At 67.0% G+C, this 14,388-nt stretch carries 15 protein-coding genes; 7 read left to right on the top strand and 8 right to left on the bottom strand.

The window, feature by feature from the left end:
* Positions 1 to 159: 159 nt before the first annotated feature.
* The 4 genes from GUI70_RS07285 to GUI70_RS07270 are packed head-to-tail and all read right to left on the bottom strand — an operon-like array spanning position 160 to position 3,009.
* Complete coding sequence (locus GUI70_RS07285) at positions 160 to 609, bottom strand: NUDIX domain-containing protein (RefSeq protein WP_202630423.1); 450 nt, start codon at positions 607 to 609, stop codon at positions 160 to 162.
* Positions 602 to 1,234 (bottom strand): VOC family protein, encoded by a 633-nt coding sequence (locus tag GUI70_RS07280; RefSeq protein ID WP_161881642.1) that lies wholly within the window; start codon positions 1,232 to 1,234, stop codon positions 602 to 604. The genes GUI70_RS07285 and GUI70_RS07280 overlap by 8 nt, the downstream gene beginning before the upstream one ends.
* Entirely contained in the window at positions 1,231 to 2,517 is a 1,287-nt protein-coding gene (locus GUI70_RS07275; RefSeq protein ID WP_161881641.1) for an NAD(P)/FAD-dependent oxidoreductase, read from the bottom strand. The genes GUI70_RS07280 and GUI70_RS07275 overlap by 4 nt, the downstream gene beginning before the upstream one ends.
* Positions 2,518 to 2,565: 48 nt before the next feature.
* Positions 2,566 to 3,009 (bottom strand): NUDIX hydrolase, encoded by a 444-nt coding sequence (locus tag GUI70_RS07270; protein ID WP_161881640.1) that lies wholly within the window; start codon positions 3,007 to 3,009, stop codon positions 2,566 to 2,568.
* 91 nt (positions 3,010 to 3,100) lie between these two features.
* Between GUI70_RS07270 and rpe the strand changes: the two genes are divergently transcribed.
* Positions 3,101 to 3,769 (top strand): ribulose-phosphate 3-epimerase, encoded by a 669-nt coding sequence (gene rpe / locus GUI70_RS07265; RefSeq protein ID WP_237724767.1) that lies wholly within the window; start codon positions 3,101 to 3,103, stop codon positions 3,767 to 3,769.
* Complete coding sequence (locus GUI70_RS07260) at positions 3,766 to 4,521, top strand: 2-phosphosulfolactate phosphatase (RefSeq protein ID WP_161881639.1); 756 nt, start codon at positions 3,766 to 3,768, stop codon at positions 4,519 to 4,521. The genes rpe and GUI70_RS07260 overlap by 4 nt, the downstream gene beginning before the upstream one ends.
* Positions 4,522 to 4,532: 11 nt before the next feature.
* Here the strand turns inward: GUI70_RS07260 and GUI70_RS07255 are convergent, their stop codons facing one another.
* From GUI70_RS07255 to GUI70_RS07245, 3 genes are all read right to left on the bottom strand, one after another.
* A complete protein-coding gene (locus tag GUI70_RS07255) occupies positions 4,533 to 4,988 on the bottom strand; it encodes a hypothetical protein (protein WP_161881638.1) in 456 nt (151 codons plus the stop codon).
* Positions 4,985 to 6,295, bottom strand: a complete 1,311-nt coding sequence (locus tag GUI70_RS07250) for a glutamate-5-semialdehyde dehydrogenase (protein WP_237724766.1) — start codon at positions 6,293 to 6,295, stop codon at positions 4,985 to 4,987. The genes GUI70_RS07255 and GUI70_RS07250 overlap by 4 nt, the downstream gene beginning before the upstream one ends.
* Positions 6,296 to 6,362: 67 nt before the next feature.
* A complete protein-coding gene (locus GUI70_RS07245; protein ID WP_161881637.1) occupies positions 6,363 to 7,379 on the bottom strand; it encodes a LacI family DNA-binding transcriptional regulator in 1,017 nt (338 codons plus the stop codon).
* A 351-nt stretch (positions 7,380 to 7,730) separates the two neighbouring features.
* On the opposite strand from GUI70_RS07245, the gene GUI70_RS07240 reads away from it, so the two are divergent.
* From GUI70_RS07240 to GUI70_RS07225, 4 genes are all read left to right on the top strand, one after another.
* The gene (locus GUI70_RS07240; protein ID WP_161881636.1) at positions 7,731 to 8,981 is read left to right on the top strand and encodes an ABC transporter substrate-binding protein; all 1,251 of its coding nucleotides are present in this window, start codon (positions 7,731 to 7,733) and stop codon (positions 8,979 to 8,981) included.
* A gap of 127 nt (positions 8,982 to 9,108) precedes the next feature.
* On the top strand, positions 9,109 to 10,101 hold the full coding sequence (locus GUI70_RS07235) for a carbohydrate ABC transporter permease (RefSeq protein ID WP_237724765.1): 993 nt from the start codon (positions 9,109 to 9,111) through the stop codon (positions 10,099 to 10,101).
* Positions 10,098 to 10,973 (top strand): carbohydrate ABC transporter permease, encoded by an 876-nt coding sequence (locus GUI70_RS07230; RefSeq protein ID WP_161881635.1) that lies wholly within the window; start codon positions 10,098 to 10,100, stop codon positions 10,971 to 10,973. The genes GUI70_RS07235 and GUI70_RS07230 overlap by 4 nt, the downstream gene beginning before the upstream one ends.
* A 56-nt stretch (positions 10,974 to 11,029) precedes the next feature.
* A complete protein-coding gene (locus GUI70_RS07225) occupies positions 11,030 to 12,355 on the top strand; it encodes a GH1 family beta-glucosidase (protein ID WP_161881634.1) in 1,326 nt (441 codons plus the stop codon).
* 81 nt (positions 12,356 to 12,436) lie between these two features.
* On the opposite strand, the gene GUI70_RS07220 is transcribed toward GUI70_RS07225, so the two are convergent.
* Complete coding sequence (locus GUI70_RS07220) at positions 12,437 to 13,168, bottom strand: queuosine precursor transporter (RefSeq protein ID WP_202630422.1); 732 nt, start codon at positions 13,166 to 13,168, stop codon at positions 12,437 to 12,439.
* A gap of 141 nt (positions 13,169 to 13,309) precedes the next feature.
* On the opposite strand from GUI70_RS07220, the gene GUI70_RS07215 reads away from it, so the two are divergent.
* A complete protein-coding gene (locus GUI70_RS07215) occupies positions 13,310 to 14,347 on the top strand; it encodes a hypothetical protein (RefSeq protein ID WP_161881633.1) in 1,038 nt (345 codons plus the stop codon).
* Positions 14,348 to 14,388: the final 41 nt, after the last annotated feature.

Here is a 14,388-nt window from a genome sequence, read left to right as displayed (position 1 = left end):
TCTCTCGGCAGGCCGCGAACGGCCCCGTATGCCATGGCTGGCCGGGGCGGTCAGGGCCTCAGTTTACTCTTCCGTCGCCCCATCCGTAAAGGCCTGGAAAACATCGTCCTGGCGCGGCTTTTTTTGGCAAACAGCGTCGTAGCGCGGCTCGCGGCGGTGTTATCCAGAATGTGAATTTCGCCACAAGCGCGCCTGCGCCAGCACCTCGAACTGATCGGCCCAAAAGAAGGCGGGTGGCGCGGTCAGCGGGTACCACTCCAGCGCGTAGCCGGGTTCCAGCGGCGTCGCCTCGACTTGCGCCGTGGTGCAGACAAAAAACCGGTTCTCGACCCAGCGTGTTCCGGCCTCGTTCTCGCGCGGCCAGATGCCGAGTTCGGTGAGGATGGTCAGGGCCGTGATTCCAGACTCCTCGTGGACCTCGCGGCGCAGGGCCGTCAGGGCGTCCTCCTTCGGCTCGATACCGCCCTTGGGCAAGGTGAGCGACCCGTTCGATTCGCGCACGACGGCCAGCCACTCACCGCCGGTTTCGTCCGTTCGCACGATGACGGCCCCCACACCGGGGCGCAGCGGCAGATTTCTGGGGTTGATCAGGGTTCTGGAGTTACTCAAGGACGACCTCCCCGTTCGGGGTGTTCAGAAGGGCGCGCAAGCTGATTTTGGGGGCCTGCTGAACCGTTACCAGCGCCACCAGTTCCAGCGCGCTCAAGGCGGTCCGCAGGTCACCGGGCTGGGGCGTCTCCAGCGTCAGGATTTGCAGGCGCACGCCCACATCTGGCAGCGCGGCAGCGGGCGACTCGCCCTGCCAAGTGATCAGACTCGGCAGCGCGCCGCCCAGCGGCAGGGAGCCATCTTGCGGCACCGTCAGGGTCCAGGCGTAGCGGCCCCGCGAGAGGGCCAGCGCCTCACCCTGCCCGGCCAGCGGCAGACGGGGCGTGCGGGCCACCCAGTGAATCAGCGCCGGGCCACCCTTGAGCCGGGCCTGCACGGCGGGCATGTCGAGGCCGAACCAGCGCGGGCGGGTGGGCGCGGACGCGTCCGGGTTGACGGCGATGACTTCCAGATAACTGCCGCCCAGCGAGAGCAGCCGGTTGTGGGTCCCGAAGGTGGGATGCTCGCCGCCGGGTGACAGCGGCACGCCCAGCCGCTCTTCCAGCCAGGCCGCCCCCTCACCCAGGCTCCGGGCGGCGATCACCAGATGGTCAATGGCCGGATGGTTGGAGCCTGGGGTGGTCATGCGCCGCGCGGGCGGCTCATGGTCGCCAGGTCGCCCAGCATGATGGCTGCCGCTCTCTCGCCGCTTTCCAGTGCGCCCTGAATTCCGCTCATGGACGTGATCTCCCCGGCCAGCAGCACGCCGGGCAGCCGGGTGGTGTGCCCCGGCAGCTGGGCGGCGTAGCCGGGCGACTGGGGATACTGGGCGTGGGCAATGCGCTCGACGGCCAGGGTGCGCAGCGCCGCGACCTGCGGGCCGTACCAGACCGAGAGTTCGGCCCGCACCGCCGTGTCGAGCGCCGCGTCGTCCAGCTCAGGGTTGCCCAGCACCGTGACGGTGAGCAGGTGCTGGCCCACCGGCGCACGCTCAGGCAGCAGGTGGCTGAGCCATTGGGCGTTGTTGATTAGGGCCGAGTTGCCCAGGCCACCCACCGGGTTGAGCAGCAATCGGAACTGGGCATCGGGGGCCGTGTCGACGGCGTAGTACAGATAGGTGCTGGACACGCTGCCGCGTGAAACGTCCTCGCCGAGCAGCTGAGCGGCGCTGGGCGGATCGGTGGCGACGATCACCTGCGGGGCGTCGAGTTCGCCGAGCGAGGTGGTCACGCTGACGCCCCGGCTGTGCGGCGTGAGCTTCAGAGCGCGGGCATTGAAGGTGATGGCCCCGCTCGAGGTGAGTTCCGAGGCCAGTTGCCCGCTGAGCACCGACATCCCGTGCCGGGGCAAGCTGACCGGGCCACTGAGTAGCATCCGCAGGTAGTAGCGAAACAGCCGCGCACTCGTCGAGAGGTCGCGCCTGAGGAAGATACCGCCGAAAAACGGCGCGAAGAAGCGCTCCAGCACCGTGTTCGAGAAGCCCATGCGCCCCAGGTAGGCGTGGGTCGGCTCGTCGGGGCCGGTCAGCAGGGTATGCGGCGGCACCACCGCCACCGAGGCGGCCAGGCGGCCAAACAGCAACCGATCCTTGACCGTCAGGCTGCGGGCGGTGAGCAGACCGGGAATGACGCCGGGGTCGCGCCGGGGATCGCCCAGCAACTCCTCTTTCGTGCCCAGCCGAATGGCCGCCGACGGCGGAATACGGACCAGATCGAGCGCCGACAGATCGAGCTGGCGCTCGACCGCTGGGTATGCCTCGAACAGCACCTGATAGCCCGCGTCGAGCGTGAAGCCCGAGCGTTCACGTGACTGGACCCGTCCCCCCACCACCGCTGAGGCTTCCAGCACCCGCACCCGCTTTCCCGCCCGCTGCAAAGTACGCGCGGCAGTGAGACCAGCCAGCCCCGCGCCAATGACTATTACGTCCATGCCGTCACATCCATACGCTGAAGGGTAACGCATCGGCGTGGGCCGCTTTCAGCCCAGATCTTCTCGAAACGCCGTCCTCTCCACCAGATGCCTGCTCACCGCCGTATCAAGCCAGGGCAGGGCGTCCGGCGGCAGATCGTGGGGCGAGAACCAGCCGACCTCGGAGCATTCACTGACCGGCTGGGCCTCGCCTTGCCAGTCCACCGCCAGATAAAAGGCGTCCAGGCCGCGCACGATGTCTGCTTCACTGTTGTCCACGTAACGGGTCATGCCCAGCAGCAGCAGCGAAGCCGGATCGAGCCGCACGCCGACTTCCTCCAGGGCTTCGCGGGCAGCGGCCTGGGGCAGTGTCTCGTTGTCCTCGACGTGGCCGCCGGGCAGGCCCCACAATCCATTGCCGTAACTCACGTTGCTGCGCCGGGCCAGCAAAATCCGCTCATCCGGGCGCTGCAAGACGGCCCAGGCGACGAGGTGAAAGGGAGGGGCAGACATGGGGTCACTATGCCACGCGCCCGGCAGCCCCTCGCTCCTCATGCCGCGTCCTCTCTAGGCTTACTTGCTCCTGGTTGGTACACTGACCCGCGTGCCAGTCAAACTCGCTCCGAGTATCCTCGCCTGTGATTTCACCCGCCTCGGGGACGAAGTGTCGGCCATCGCCAGCGCCGAATACATTCATGTGGACGTGATGGACGGCCTGTTCGTGCCGAACATCAGTTTCGGGCTGCCCATTCTGGCCGCTGCCAAACGGGCCGCCGCGCCGGGGCAGTTCATCGACGTTCACCTGATGATCACGTCGCCCGAGCGCTACCTGGAAGATTTCGCGGCGGCGGGCGCAGACGGCCTGACGGTGCATGTCGAATCGACCCCGCACCTGCACCGCGCCGTGCAGATGGTCCGGGACCTGGGCAAGCAGGCGGGCGTGGTGCTCAATCCCGGCACGTCGCTGGACACCCTGCGCCCGGTGCTGGCCGACGTGGACCTGGTGCTGATCATGAGCGTTAATCCCGGCTTCGGCGGGCAGCGCTTCTTGCCGCAATCACTGGAGCGGGTCCGCACCGTGCGCGGCTGGCTGAACGACATCGGCAGCGCGGCGGAACTGCAAGTGGACGGCGGCGTGAGCGCCGAGAACGCCCGCGCCCTGGCCGATGCTGGCGCAAGCGTGCTGGTGGCCGGGTCGAGCGTGTTCGGCGCGAGCGGCGCGGCGGCGGGCTTATCCAGCCTGCGCGCCGCGCTAACGCAGGAGCACGCGTGAAGCTGCGGGTCGATCTGCTTCCGCACGGGTCGTATTCCGATACCGTGCTGGTCATCGACGTGCTGCGGGCCACCACCACCGCCGTCACGTACTTGGAGCGCGGAGCCGAGGCACTGCTGCTCACCGCCAGCCCCGACATCGCCCTGGGCCTCAAGTGGCAGCCGGGCCTCACCGACGAGGCGGGCGACCCCCTGCGCGACGACCGCTACCTGCTCGGCGGCGAGCGCGGCGGGCTGGCCATCCCCGGCTTCGATTTCGGCAACAGCCCGGTGGAAGCGGCGCAGCAGAATTTCACCGGCAAGACGGTGATCATGAACACCACCAACGGCACCGGGGCCGCCCACATCGCGGCCCAGAGCGGCAGCCGGGTGCTGCTGGCCTCACTGACCAACGCCCACGCCGCCGCGAGGCGGGCCAAGGCGCTGGCGCTCGAAGAAATCGCCATCGTCTGCGCCGGAACCGACGAGCGGGTGGGCCTGGAGGACGTGTACGCGGCGGGCGTGATCGCCGAGTACCTGCTGGCGCTGGGTGAACTGAGCGTGGACGACGGCGCGCGCATCGCCCTGACCCTGCGCCGCAGTGCCGGGAACCCGCTGGAAGCCCTGTCGAGCAGCGTGCATGGGCAGACGCTGGAGCGCCTGGGCCTCGGCGAGGACGTGCGCTACGCCGCCCAGGTCTCGGAAAGTACCGTGGTACCGGTCCTGAGTGACCTTCAGGACGTGGAGGGAGCGCTGCGGTTCGTGGCGGGCTGAGCCCCGTTCTGTTATTTCGCCGCCTGCGCCGCCTCACGGGCCGCTTGCCGCAACTCGCTTCGCTGACGGCTGTGTCCCACCTGCCGCGCCCACCATTCTCTAATCCATTGCCGGAACGCCGTGTACTTGTCGCCCAGAATCAGCCGGGCCTTGCGGTCCTTTTCCATTCGCATGGCGCTGATCTCGGTGTTGAGCTGCCGGGCCTGAAGGCGGCTCTGCACCGCCTCGCCGAGTTTGGCGCTCCTGGCTTCGCCTGCCGTGAGCTGGCGCAGGTCCTGCAACTGTCCAGCGCTGAGGTCGAGGTCGGCGGCGAGCTGCTTCACGTCCGCTTTCGATGATGGCAGCGCAAACAACCGGGTCAGCACCGGGCTACCGGGCCAGGGATCGGTGCGCACGGCGGCGGCAATCGCCCCGGACGCCAGCAGCAGGCCGCCCAGGCCGAGCCACAGACCCCAGCGGGCTTTCATCCGCCGCGCACCTGTCCCTGGCCGCGCACCACCCATTTGGTGGTGGTCAGCTCGAAAAGGGCCATCGGGCCGCGGGCGTGCAGCTTCTGCGTCGAGACGGCCACCTCCGCGCCCAGACCGAGCTGCGCGCCGTCGTTGAAGCGGGTCGAGGCGTTGACGATCACGGCGGCGCTGTCGACCTGCTGCACGAACGTCTCGGCCTGCCGCTCGTCACGGGTCAGAATGGCGTCGGTGTGGTTGCCGTACTGGGCGATGAAGTCGAGCGCCTCACCGAAGTCGGCCACTGTCTTGAGACTGAGTGTGAGCGCCAGAAACTCGGTGCCGAAATCGCCGGGCGTGGCGGCCACCGCCTCCAGGCCCGCCGCTTGCAGAATGCCCAGACTCACGGGGTCGGCGCGCAGCTCCACGCCCGCGGCCAGCAAATCGCGGGCCACCTCCGGCAGGGCCAGCTGGGCCGAGGTCTCGGTCAGCAGCAGGGTGTCGAGGGCATTGCAGGCGCTGGGCCGCTGCACCTTGCTGTTGTGAATGAGTTCGGCGGCACTGGCCACCCCCGCCGCGTCCTGCACGTAGCTCTCGTCGAGGTACAGATGCACCACCCCCACGCCGCCCACGATCACCGGTACGGTGGCGTTCTCGACGCAGAAACGGTGCAGCCCGGCTCCCCCACGCGGAATGATGGCGTCGATGAGATCGTCAAGCTTCAGGAGTTCGAGCATCCTGGCCCGGTCGGGGTCGGCGATGACCTGCACCGCACCTGCCGGAATGCCGTGCTGAGCAAGCGCAGCGGCGATCAGGCGCACCAGCACGGCGTTGCTGCGGGCCGTTTCCTTGCCGCCGCGCAAGATCACCGCGTTGCCGCTCTTGACAGCCAGCGTCGCCACATCCACCGTGACATTAGGCCGCGCCTCGTAGATGACGCCCAGCACCCCCAGCGGCACCCGGCGGCGCGAGACCTTCAAACCGTTGGGGCGCGTCGCCTCGCCCAGCATCTCGCCCACCGGGTCGGGCAGGGTCGCCACCTTATCCACGTCGGCGGCCACGCCCTCCAGGCGCTCGGGGGTCAGGGTCAGGCGGTCGATCAGCGATTCAGCCAGCCCGGCAGCGCGAGCAGCCTGCACGTCCAGCAGATTGGCGGCCAGAATCTCGGCGGCCTGGGCGCGGAGTTGCGCGGCAACCGCGCTCAGGGCCGCGTTCTTCTGGGCCGTGGGGAGTGTGCCCAGCACCCGGCCCGCCCGGCGCGCGGCGATGCCCATCTCGCGGACGGTGAGCACGGGGGGCAGGGCCTCGGGCGCGGCGGCAGTGGTCATGGCCACAGCGTATCAAGTTCAGCTGAAGGTCTGGGGAAGCGGATGCAAAGCAGGCGACCCGCCCGTTTCAACGCCGCAGCGGGCGGGTCGATTCGCGCAGCACCAGCCTCAGCTCGAACTCCGGCAAGTGGGGCGTCTTGCCGGTCATCAGGTCGTGGGCAGCGTGGGCGGCGGCCTCGCCCACCTGCTGGGCGGGCTGGCGAATGGTGGTCAGCGGCGGCAGGCTGTAGGCCGACATCGGCAGATCGTCGTAGCCGACCAGCGACACGTCGTCGGGCACCCGCAGACCCTTGCGGTGCAGCGCCAGATTGGCTCCCAGCGCCATCTGGTCGTTGGCCGCGAACACGGCGGTAAACGGCAGGTTCAGCTCGACAAAGCCCAGCATCGCCCGGTACGCCGAGGTTTCCAGAAAGTCGCCGGGCAAGATCCATTCGGGCCGCACCTCGATGCCTGCGCTGTGCATGGCGTCGCGGTAGCCGTGCAGGCGGCCCACGGCGTCCTCCTGGGTCATGCGCCCGCAGATATGCACGATCTCGCGGTGGCCGAGTTCGATCAGGTGACGGGTGGCCCGCTCCGCTCCGCCGCGCTGATCGAGCGTCAGGGTCGGCACGCCCAGGCTCAGGCCGCCGCGCCCGGCCACCACCAGCGGCAGGCGTGCGGCCAGCTCACGCAGCCGGGTTTCGGGAATGAAGCCGCCCACCACGATGATGGCGTCCACGTTGTGGTCGAGAAACACCTTGAGGGCCTCTTCCTCCAGCACCGTGCTCCAGTGGCTGCTCTTGAACAGCGGATGGTGACCGGTACGCTCCAGCACGCTCTCGATACCCTTGATCAGCTCGGCGTAGTAAGCGCTGGAAATGTCCTCGACCAGCACCCCCACTGTCTGGGTGGTGCCCCGGACCATGCTGCGGGCCACCGCGCTGGGCCGGAAGTTGAGGTCACTCAGCACCTGGCGCACGCTGGTTTCGAGTTCGGGGCGCACCTTCTTGCCGTTGATGACCCGCGACACGGTGCTGACCGAGACGCCCGCACGGTGCGCCACGTCGCGGATGGTCAGAGATTTGGCAAGGCTCCCGGCGGTCATGCAGAAAACGTTATCACGAGTGCAGGTATTCGCCAAGACATCCCACCGGACCAGTGGCCCCGGCCCTCAAAAGTATTCCGCCGTTCACTTTTCCCGGTCCAGGGCGACCCATCAGCCGCCTACCGATCAGCCTGATCCTGCGCTGGCACGCCATCGGTGTCCCCACCCCGTTGGTCACCGATGGTGGGGGCTTGCAAAAAACGTTATCTAGTCCTATGCTTTTCCTCACCAACAACCTGTCGTTCGAAGTGCGAGCCGTCTGCATTTCTGTCCCGGTCTGCTGGCATACCCAATCGAAGCTTCAGATAACGTTTTCAGCAGGTTCCACTCCCCAGTTACGGAGGTTCCACCATGAAGATTCAGAGATTGTTCGTCGCCGCCGCTTTGCTCTCGGTCAGCCTGGCCGCCGCGCAGAAGACCACCCTCACCATCGGCGTGTTCCCCGACCTCGACAGCGTGGTCAAGGCCGCCCTGCCCGGCTTTAACAAGCTCTACCCCGATATCGATGTCAAGATCAACTCGCTGGCCTACGCCGATCACCACAACGCGCTGACCACCGCGCTCTCGACCGGCAAGGGAGCCAACGACGTAGAGGCCATCGATTTCGGCTACGTCGCCAAGTTTGCTGAAGGCAACGGCATGACCGATCTCAGCAAGGCCCCCTACAACGCTGGCGCGCTGGCGTCCAAGTTCGTGGGCTTCACCTTCCCGCAGGCCACCACCCAGGACGGGCGCATCGTCGCCATGCCCACCGACATCGGCCCCGGCTCGATGTTCTACCGCACCGATCTGCTGGCCAAGGCGGGCGTCAAGCCCAGCCAGCTCAATGCCAGCTGGGACTCGTACATCACCAACGGCAAGAAAGTGGTGGCCGCCAACCCCGGCACCTTCCTGATTCCCGACGCTTCCGAAGCCGCCCAGATCATCTTGCGCACCGGCCTCAAGGCCGGAGACGGCCTGTACTTCGACAAGAGCAACAAGGTGCTGATCAGCCCCGACAACGCCCGCTTCGTCAAGGCGTTCACGGTGGCCAAGCAGATCCGCGACGCCAAGCTCGACGCCAAGGCGGGCGGAGCCTTCTCGCCGGAGTGGACCACCGCCTTCCAGAAAGGCAACCTCGCCACCGAGTTCTCGGGAGCCTGGCTGGTCGGCCACATGCAGAACTGGCTGGCCAAGGACTTCACCGGCAAGTGGAACGCCCAGAACCTGCCGGGCAACACCTTTGCCAGCTGGGGCGGCTCGTTCTACGGCATTCCCACCCAGAGCGCCAACAAGGACGCCGCCTGGAAGCTGGTGCAATACCTGACCACCAACGCGGCCCAGCAGGTGCTGGCGTTCAAGACCACCGGAGCCTTCCCGGCCCTCAAGGCCGGACAGACCGACGCGGTGTTCAACCAGGGCGTGGTGTACCTGGGCAACCAGAAAGCCCGCTTGCTGTGGCGCACGGCGGCAGCCAAGATTCAGCCGCTGGACGTCAACAAGCTCGACCCCATCGCCGATCAGATCGTCAGCGACGCGCTGGGCAGCGTGCTCGACGGCAGCAAGGACATCCCCACCGCGCTGGCCGACGCGCAGCGCCTGGTGGAGCGCCGCACCCGCTGATTCCAGCAGCGCCCCAACCCTGAGTTTGACAGGCTGAGCGCGTCCGGCATTTGCCCGCGCTCAGTTTTTGCTGCGTTTTTTGTGGGCTGGCTCTGCTGGGCTGGCCGCGCCCGAAGGAGGCCCCGCCGTGACTGCTCCCCCCGCCAAGCTGACGCCCACCCCGCCCATTCCCAAAGTCGGCGGCTGGGACAACTTCCAGCGCAAGTACGCACCGTACATCTTCATCAGCCCCTTTTTCCTGCTGTTTTTCGTCTTCGGTCTGTTTCCGATTCTGTTCAATGCCTACCTCTCGGTGCATGAATGGCAACCCGGCAGCGGCCTGGGCGACATGAAGTTCGTGGGCCTGCGCAACTTCACCGACAACCTGACCGACCCCACCTTCTGGCTGTCCCTGAAAAACACCGCGATCCTGGCGGTGGAAAGCGGCCTGCCGCAGCACCTGATCGCCATTCCGCTGGCCTTTGCCATCAACATGGGCCTCAAGCGGGCGCAGTCGTTTATCACGGCGATCTACTTTCTGCCTTACATCACGTCCGTGGTCGCCATCTCGGTGATCTTCTTCACGCTGTTCAGCTGGCAGTACGGGGTGCTCAACGCCGCACTCAACAGCCTGCACCAGATTCCCATCCTGGGCGTGCTGTTTCCCGCCGACAAGATCAACTGGCTGGGCGAGCGCGCCTTCGTGCAGCCGTCGATTGCCATGGTGATCGTCTGGCGCTACGTGGGCTGGAACATGCTGCTGTACTTATCGGGCCTGCAGGCCATTCCCGGCGAACTCTACGAGGCGGCCGCCGTGGACGGCGCGACCAGAAGCGAGCAGTTCCGGTTCATCACCCTGCCGCTGCTGCGCCCCACCATCTTTCTGGCCGTGACCCTGAGCCTCATCGGCGGCTTCCAGCTGTTCGAGGAGCCGTTCATCCTGACCAACGGCGGCGGCGGCGTCGGGCAGGCGGGACTGACCACCATCATGTATATGTTTAGAACCTACAACGCCTACAGTGACGCCGGACTGGCCGCCGCGATGGCCTGGCTGCTGTTTATCGTGATCGGCCTGCTCACCCTGGTCAACAATTTTGCGTTCGGCCGCAGCGGCACGGGCAACAACGAGGCAGCGAAATGACTTCCACACCCCTGGCCGCCCCAACGGCTCCGCCGCGCAGCATCAGCGGTAAGCGACCGCTCAGTCGTGCTGGCTCCATCCTGCTGCTCTTTCTCGGCGGCGTGCTGACGCTGGCTCCCTTCTACTTCATGTTCATCTTCGCCACCCACCCGCGTCAGGAGATCTTCTCGCTGCCGCCGCCCACCTGGTTCGGCCACGACCTGACCAACAACTACGAGAGCCTGCTCTCACGCATGCCGTTCTGGCGCAACCTCTGGAACAGCCTGTATCTGGCGGTGCTGACCACTGCGACCACCCTGTTTTTCTGCACGCTGGGCGGCTACGCCTTTGCCATGTACGAATTCAAGGGCAAGAGCTGGCTCTTCGGACTGCTGCTGGCGACTTTGCTGATTCCCTCGACCCTCAACATCGTGCCCTTCGCCCTGATCATGCAAGCACTCGGCTGGATCGACACGCCGCGCGCCCTGTGGATTCCCGGCATGGCCAACGCTTTCGGTATTTTCCTGATGCGCCAGTACATCGGCAGCGCCATTCCGCGTGAACTGGTCGAGGCCGCCCGCATCGACGGAGCCACCGAATTCACGACCTTTCGCAAGGTGATCGTGCCGCTGACCGGCCCGGCCATGGCGACGCTCGGCCTGGTGACGTTCGTGCAGTCGTGGAACGGCTTCCTGGGGCCGCTGATCATCTTCCGCAGCGCCGAGACCTACACCGCGCCGCTGGCCCTGCGCACCCTGCAAGGCATCGCCAACACCGACTGGGGGGCTTTGATGTGCGGCGTGGCGCTGACCGTGGTGCCGCTGCTGATCCTGTTCGCCTTCGCCTCGCGCCGCTTGATCGACGGCCTGACCAGCGGGGCGCTCAAAGGCTAAGTTTCCGCCGCTCCCGCTCCCTGGCCCCACCTTATTGCTGACTTCCCTGGAGAACCATGACCCTCACTTCACCCGACATCAAATCCCTGACCCGCCAGAACTTTCCGGCCAATTTCGTCTTCGGCGTCGCCACCTCCTCGTTTCAGATCGAGGGTGCGGTCCACGAGGACGGGCGCGGCGACAGCATCTGGGATACGTTTTGCCGCGAGCCGGGCCGCATCCGTGACGGCAGCGACGGCGACGTGGCCTGCGACCACTACCACCGCCTGGAGCAGGACCTCGATCTGATCGCCTCGCTCGGCGTGGACGCCTACCGCTTCTCGGTGGCCTGGCCGCGCATTCAGCCGACCGGCACCGGAGCGGCCAACGAAGCGGGCCTGGCCTTCTACGAGCGCCTGGTCGACGGCCTGAACCGGCGCGGCGTCGCGGCGCACCTGACCCTCTACCACTGGGATCTGCCGCAGGCCCTGCAAGACCAGGGCGGCTGGACCAACCGCCAGACCGCGTCCCACTTTGCCGAGTACGCCCGGATCGTGGGCGAGCGGCTGGGCCACAAGGTCCGCAGCATCGCCACCCTGAATGAGCCGTGGTGCGCCAGCATCCTGAGTTACGAGATCGGTGAGCACGCGCCCGGCTGGCACGACCGCCCCGCCGCCCTGAGCGCCGCCCACCACCTGCTGCTCGGACATGGGCTGGCGATGCGCGAATTGCGGGCGCTGAAGCTGCCGGCCGACCTCGGCACAGTGCTCAATCTTGGCCCGGCCTACCCGGCCACCCCCGCCGACGAGGCCGCCGCCCACGTCGCCGACGGGCGCTTCAACCGCTGGTTTCTCGATCCTCTCTTCAAGGGTGAGTACCCGCAGGACATCTGGGACGGCTACGGTGCGGACGTGCCGACGCTGGAAGCGGGCGACTTCGAGATCATCCGCGCGCCGATAGACTTTCTGGGCGTCAACTACTACACCCGCAGCTACATTGCCGCCAGCGGCGAGCCGCCCGCCGGGGCCGTCAACACCGACATGGGCTGGGAGGTGTTTCCGCAGGGCCTGAGTGACCTCTTGATTCGCCTGCACGCCGACTACCCCCTGCCGCCCATCTTCATCACCGAGAACGGCGCGGCCTATCCCGACGCGCCGGGCGCGGGCGGCGAGGTCCACGACCCCGAGCGGGTCAAGTACTTCGACCTCCACCTGCGGGCGGTGCTGACGGCTACCGAGGCGGGCGTGGACGTGCGCGGCTACTTCGCCTGGTCGCTGATGGACAACTTCGAGTGGGCCTACGGCTACTCCAAGCGCTTCGGGCTGGTGTACGTGGACTACGCCACCCAGGAGCGAACCCTCAAGGACAGCGCCAAGTGGTATCAGGCGCTGTCGAAGAGCTGAGCCGAACAAAAAGTCCACCAGCTTTCAAGGCAAACCCCGGACAGCACGTCATGCTGTCCGGGGTTTGCCTTGGCGGTGGGTTCAGTTGCCGAGCCGGAACGGATTGAAATCAGTGTGGCGATCAAAACTGTCCATGCCCTCGGCCCGCTTGAGGAAGGCGACGACAGCGTAGGTCACGGGCGTCAGCACCACTTCGAGGCCCACCTTGTAGAGATAGTTGAACAGCACGAGTCCCCACAGCACGTCGCTGGGCAGCACGCCCCAGAAGGCCACCAGACTGAACACCATGGTGTCGGCCCCCTGCCCGATCAGGGTGCTGCCGATGGTGCGGGTCCACAGCCATTTGCCACCGGTCAGCAGCTTGAGGCGGGCCAGCACATAGGAATTGAGAAACTCGCCCACGAAGAATGCCGCCGTGGACGCCAGCAGAATGCGCGGCGCGAAGGCGAACACCACCCCGAAGGCTCCCCGGGTGGGGCTGTCGGCGCTCTCGGGCAGGCCCGCCACCAGCGCGAAGGTCAGGGTGGCCAGCAGGTTCATCGCCAGCCCGAACCAGATCACCCGGCGCGAGCGGGCGTAGCCGTACACCTCGGTCAGCAGATCGCCAAAGATATAGGTCAGCGGAAAGAGAATGGTACCGCCGTCGAAGGTCGGTTGCCAGAACCCCAGATTCAGGGTGGCGGTCTTGGTGCTGGCGATGTTCGAGATGATCAGCACCGCCGCGAACAGGCCCAGGATCAGGTCGAAGTAGCGCAGGCGCGGCTGGGGAGCGGCGAGAGGAAGAGAACTGGATACGGTCTGGTCGCTGGACATGCGGCCCTCCTTGTGATGGCCAACTCGCGGGAGGCGAGCGCCGAAGCGCAGTGTAGCGGCTGCACGGCAAGAAGCCAGGGGAGGAGGGCCGCCTGCCTCCTCCCCCTCACCCGGTACGGTCCGGCGTGGCAGCATACGGACATGACCCAGCCGTTTCCTGTTTCTCCTGCTTCCGAACTCGCACGTCAGGGAGTCCAGATTCGCGCTGAGCGCATCGGCGGCGGCCTCGGTCTGCTGACCGGCCTCTATACCCTGCTGGCCCTCGTGACCCTGGGTGGACTGGCGGCACTGTGGGCCTTTTCCGGGCCGTTCTGGCAGGAACTCGGCGCGGGCAATGCGCTGCCCACCTGGACGTTCGGTCTGGGTTTCGTCTTCACGGCCCTGTTTTATCTGCCGTATCTGCTGACGCTCATGGCGGCGCGGCGGGCGGTGCTCAGCCTCCGCGACTTTGCGCTGGCCCCCCGCCGCCCGGCTCCCGCCCTGCCCGGCGACCTGAAGCGCTTCATCACCTGGCTGGGCGTCTGGCAGTGGGGCACGCTGGCCTCGGCAGTGCTGGGCCTGGGAATCGTCGCGGCGTCGTTCGGCCTGTCGCAAGTGCTCTTGCCGGACAACAAAGACCTGTCGCTGGGCGGCCCGGAGACTGCTCTGGTGCTGCTGAGCACCCTGGTCCAGAGCGTGCCCACCGTCGTCCTGACCTGGCTGGCGTTGGGCAGCGTCAAGCGCTTTTTTGCGGCAGCGCTCAACCACGCGCGCGGCGCTCCAGTGACGGTCACGCCAGCAGCCACGGCGGCAGGCGGTTGGCTGATCTTTACCCTGGTCGTGCTGGGGCTGGGCCTGGCCTCCATCCTGCTCAGCGCCCTATTGATACTGGTGGTGGCCGCCGTGCCGGGGCTGGGGCAGGCGTTCGAGGACAACGCCACCCTCGGGTTCAGCAGTGCCGTCTTCCGGTGGGTGCTGTGGGGTGTGGCCGGCCTGCTGCTACTCTCGGGCCTGCTCTACGGTCTGCTGATGGCCCTGGCCGCCTGGTCGCGCGGTCTGGCGCTGGACGCGGCCGCCCTGCTCGACGCCGCTTCCGGCCCGAACGCCTTGACCTTGAGCCCCAGCAGCTTGAATCCGGCCACCCTCAACACCTCGCTGCATCCCTGGAAAACCTCACTGAAGCCGCCGAACCCGCGCTGACACCCCCCAACCCCCCAGCGCCTTCACCGATCCTGCGGCCC

Source organism: Deinococcus alpinitundrae, from assembly GCF_009982895.1.
Taxonomy (GTDB): domain Bacteria; phylum Deinococcota; class Deinococci; order Deinococcales; family Deinococcaceae; genus Deinococcus; species Deinococcus alpinitundrae.
Note: the sequence above shows the minus strand (reverse complement) of the source record. Positions and strands in the feature narration are given on the sequence as shown.

Coding starts and splice junctions, on each gene's coding strand:
- GUI70_RS07280 (WP_161881642.1), bottom strand. CDS start 1,234: ATGACCACCCCAGGCTCCAACCATCCGGCCATTGACCATCTGGTGATC.
- GUI70_RS07275 (WP_161881641.1), bottom strand. CDS start 2,517: ATGGACGTAATAGTCATTGGCGCGGGGCTGGCTGGTCTCACTGCCGCG.
- GUI70_RS07270 (WP_161881640.1), bottom strand. CDS start 3,009: ATGTCTGCCCCTCCCTTTCACCTCGTCGCCTGGGCCGTCTTGCAGCGC.
- GUI70_RS07255 (WP_161881638.1), bottom strand. CDS start 4,988: ATGAAAGCCCGCTGGGGTCTGTGGCTCGGCCTGGGCGGCCTGCTGCTG.
- GUI70_RS07250 (WP_237724766.1), bottom strand. CDS start 6,295: ATGACCACTGCCGCCGCGCCCGAGGCCCTGCCCCCCGTGCTCACCGTC.
- GUI70_RS07245 (WP_161881637.1), bottom strand. CDS start 7,379: ATGACCGCCGGGAGCCTTGCCAAATCTCTGACCATCCGCGACGTGGCG.
- GUI70_RS07240 (WP_161881636.1), top strand. CDS start 7,731: ATGAAGATTCAGAGATTGTTCGTCGCCGCCGCTTTGCTCTCGGTCAGC.
- GUI70_RS07230 (WP_161881635.1), top strand. CDS start 10,098: ATGACTTCCACACCCCTGGCCGCCCCAACGGCTCCGCCGCGCAGCATC.
- GUI70_RS07225 (WP_161881634.1), top strand. CDS start 11,030: ATGACCCTCACTTCACCCGACATCAAATCCCTGACCCGCCAGAACTTT.
- GUI70_RS07220 (WP_202630422.1), bottom strand. CDS start 13,168: ATGTCCAGCGACCAGACCGTATCCAGTTCTCTTCCTCTCGCCGCTCCC.
- GUI70_RS07215 (WP_161881633.1), top strand. CDS start 13,310: ATGACCCAGCCGTTTCCTGTTTCTCCTGCTTCCGAACTCGCACGTCAG.